The organism is Streptomyces kebangsaanensis (assembly GCF_001906585.1).
Classification (GTDB): Bacteria; Actinomycetota; Actinomycetes; order Streptomycetales; family Streptomycetaceae; genus Streptomyces; species Streptomyces kebangsaanensis.
In genome coordinates this window covers 27,717-30,520 of the sequence record NZ_JUJA01000164.1, presented here as the reverse complement: position 1 = coordinate 30,520, position 2,804 = coordinate 27,717, and the positions used below count along the sequence as shown (strand labels likewise).

General features: G+C 73.1%; 3 protein-coding genes and 2 pseudogenes. 3 read left to right on the top strand and 2 right to left on the bottom strand.

What is annotated here, in order from left to right; all coding sequences use genetic code 11:
* From RH94_RS33185 to qcrB, 3 genes and pseudogenes are all read left to right on the top strand, one after another.
* Window positions 1-202 (top strand): annotated as a pseudogene (locus tag RH94_RS33185) (hypothetical protein); the annotation flags it as partial.
* Window positions 203-346: 144 nt separating this feature from the next.
* Window positions 347-655 (top strand): hypothetical protein, encoded by a 309-nt coding sequence (locus RH94_RS33180; protein WP_073952039.1) that lies wholly within the window; start codon window positions 347-349, stop codon window positions 653-655.
* Complete coding sequence (qcrB, locus tag RH94_RS33175; RefSeq protein WP_407697393.1) at window positions 652-2,178, top strand: cytochrome bc1 complex cytochrome b subunit; 1,527 nt, start codon at window positions 652-654, stop codon at window positions 2,176-2,178. Before RH94_RS33180 ends, qcrB begins: the two co-directional genes overlap by 4 nt.
* On the opposite strand, the gene ctaF is transcribed toward qcrB, so the two are convergent.
* A complete protein-coding gene (gene ctaF, locus RH94_RS33170; RefSeq protein ID WP_073952038.1) occupies window positions 2,108-2,497 on the bottom strand; it encodes an aa3-type cytochrome oxidase subunit IV in 390 nt (129 codons plus the stop codon). The two genes, qcrB and ctaF, sit on opposite strands and share 71 nt — an antisense overlap.
* Window positions 2,494-2,804: pseudogene (locus tag RH94_RS45325) on the bottom strand (cytochrome ubiquinol oxidase subunit I); the annotation flags it as partial. The gene ctaF and the pseudogene RH94_RS45325, both read right to left, overlap by 4 nt.

Sequence of the window (2,804 nt, the reverse complement as noted above, 5' to 3'; positions counted from 1 at the left end):
CCCGCCGCTCCACCCGGCGCACCTGCGCCCCTGGGGCGTGACCGAGGACGCCGGCGCCGCTCTCCTCGTCGTCCCCGAACCGGTCACCGACGCCCTCGTGCGCACCGGGGGCCGGGTCCGCCCGGACCTCACCCCGACCGGCCGCAGGCCGCGCGTCGCCGTCGCCGTCGTCGACGGCTCGCCCCGCACTCCCGTCGAGCCGGCCGGCGGTGACAGGCAGGTGCGGAGCGAGATCGTGCTCGGACGGTGAGCCCGCCCGGGGCAGGCCGCCACACGGGTGCGTCGCGCCCCGGCCACGGCAGGTCGCGGCCGCCGTGCGCGCCACTCCTGCTTAGGGTCCTGGGCTGTGGCACACACCTTCGAAGAGCTCGTGGCCAAGCAGCGGGCGGCCGACGAGGCGCACGCCCGAGTCGAACGGCTGCGCGAGAACTACGGGCCGCCCGCGCAGGAGCGATGGACCGGACTGCAGAGCGAGACGTACGAGACGGCCTGGCGCGCCTGGCGCGACCTGGCGCGTGATCTGCAGGCCGCCCTGGGCGAGTACGCGAGCGACGAGGGCAGGCCGCGCGCCGAGGTCGAGGCCGAGGTGGAGCGGACGGCGCGCACGGCCGGGGAAGCGGACGAGGGCGGCGACGGCGGACCGGACGAGCCGTGAGCCCGGCACGGCGGTCGCGCACGGCACGCGGCCCGGGGACCGGTGAGCGGTTCGCGGGCTTCCTCGACGCCCGGCTGCCGCTGTCCGACGCCGGGCGGCTGATGCGCAAGGCGTTCCCCGAGCACTGGTCGTTCCTGCTCGGCGAGATCGCCCTGTACAGCCTGGTCCTGCTGCTCCTGACCGGGGTGTGGCTGACCCTGTTCTTCCAACCGGGGATGCGGGAGGTCGTCTACACCGGGCCCTACGCGCCGCTGCGCGGAGTGCGGATGTCGGAGGCGTTCGACTCCACCCTGCGCATCAGCTTCGAGGTGCGCGGCGGACTGCTGCTGCGGCAGGCCCACCACTGGGCGGCGCTCGTCTTCGTCGCCGCCATCGGCGCGCACCTGCTGCGGATCTTCTTCACCGGCGCCTTCCGCCGGCCCAGGGAGATCAACTGGGTCATCGGGGTGACGCTGTTCGCGCTCGCCCTGGCCGAGGGGTTCGCCGGCTACTCGCTGCCCGACGACCTGCTCTCGGGCACCGGACTGCGCATCGCGCAGACGATCGCGATGTCCCTGCCGGTGGTCGGCACCTACGTCAGCTTCTTCGCCTTCGGCGGCCAGTGGCCGGGCCACGACATCATCAGCCGCCTGTACAGCCTGCACATCCTGCTGCTGCCGGGCGCCCTGGTCGCGCTGGTCGTCGTGCACCTGATCCTGGTTTTCTACCTCAAGCACACCCAGTGGCGCGGCCCGGGCCGCGACAACCGCAACGTGCTCGGCAAGCCGCTCTTCCCCGAGTTCACCGCCACATCGGTGGGCCTGCAGTTCACCGTCTTCGGCGTGCTCTTCCTGCTCGCCGGCATCGCCCAGATCAACCCCGTGTGGACGTACGGCCCCTATACGCCCCACCAGGTCTCCACGGGCTCCCAGCCCGACTGGTACGTCGGCTTCCTGGAGGGCTCGCTGCGGCTGATGCCGCCGTGGGAGACGAACGTCGCCGGTCACACCCTCATGTGGAACGTCCTGCTGCCGGCGGTCGTCCTGCCGGCGCTGCTGTTCGCCGTCCTGTACGCGTACCCGTTCGCCGAGCAGCGGCTGACCGGGGAGTGGCGCCACGAGCACCACCTGTGCGACCGGCCGCGCGAGCGCCCCGTGCGCACCGGCCTCGGCGTCGCCGGCATCGTCTTCTACGGCGTGCTGATGCTGGCGGGCGGCAACGACATCATCGCCGTCACCTTCAAGGTCTCGGTGAACGCGCTGACCTGGATCCTGCGCGTCTCGCTCGTGCTGGGGCCCGTCGCCGCCTTCCTGGTCACCCGGGCCCTGTGCCACGCCCTGCTGCGCAGGGAGCGGCAGGTCCTGACCGAGGGCGAGGAGACCGGCGAGGTGCGGCAGAACGTGGCCGGAGGCTACGAGAGCGGTCACCGCCCCGTCGAGTCGCGCCGCCCCGGAGCCCCGCTCCGCGCGGAGGTCACTCGCCCCGGTGCACGTACTGGAACGCCATCCCCGCAACCCCCCGAGCCAGCACACCCAGACCGATGAGGAACAGCCACAGCCCGTAGACCACGCCCAGCGCGCCGACGGCGAAGCCCAGCGCGGTGATGACCGGCCAGGTGCTTTCCGGCGGGAAGAAGTCCAGCGGCCCCGCCGCGTCGGCCACCTCCGCCCCGGTGCGGTCCTGCGGGCGGGCGCCCTTGCGCCGGTACTGGATGAGGCAGAAGAAGGAGACCAGCGCCCCCATCCCGCAGGCGACGACCAGGGCCGCCGTCCCGGCCGGCTCGCCCGACCAGATCCCGTACAGGGCCGCGCTGCCGCCGAAGAACAGCGCGACGCCGCCGAAGAGCAGGGCCTCGGTCCTCATCGCCGACCCTCCAGCTCCCCCTGCCGCACGACCGCCGGATGGTGCAGGTCGAACGCCGGGGACTCCGAGCGGATCCGGGGCAGCGCGTGGAAGTTGTGGCGCGGCGGCGGGCAGGAGGTCGCCCACTCCAGGGCCCGCCCGTATCCCCAGGGGTCGTTCACGGTGACCTTTTCTCCCCGGCGTGCCGTGCGCCAGACGTTGTACAGGAAGGGAAGGGTGGACGCGCCGATCAGGAACGCCCCGGCCGAGGACAGCGTGTTCAGGAGGGTGAAGCCGTCGGTGGGCAGGTAGTCGGCGTACCGGCGGG

Bases quoted from the DNA above. Each gene is read 5' to 3' on its own strand.
- ctaF (WP_073952038.1), bottom strand. From the start codon at position 2,497: ATGAGGACCGAGGCCCTGCTCTTCGGCGGCGTCGCGCTGTTCTTCGGC.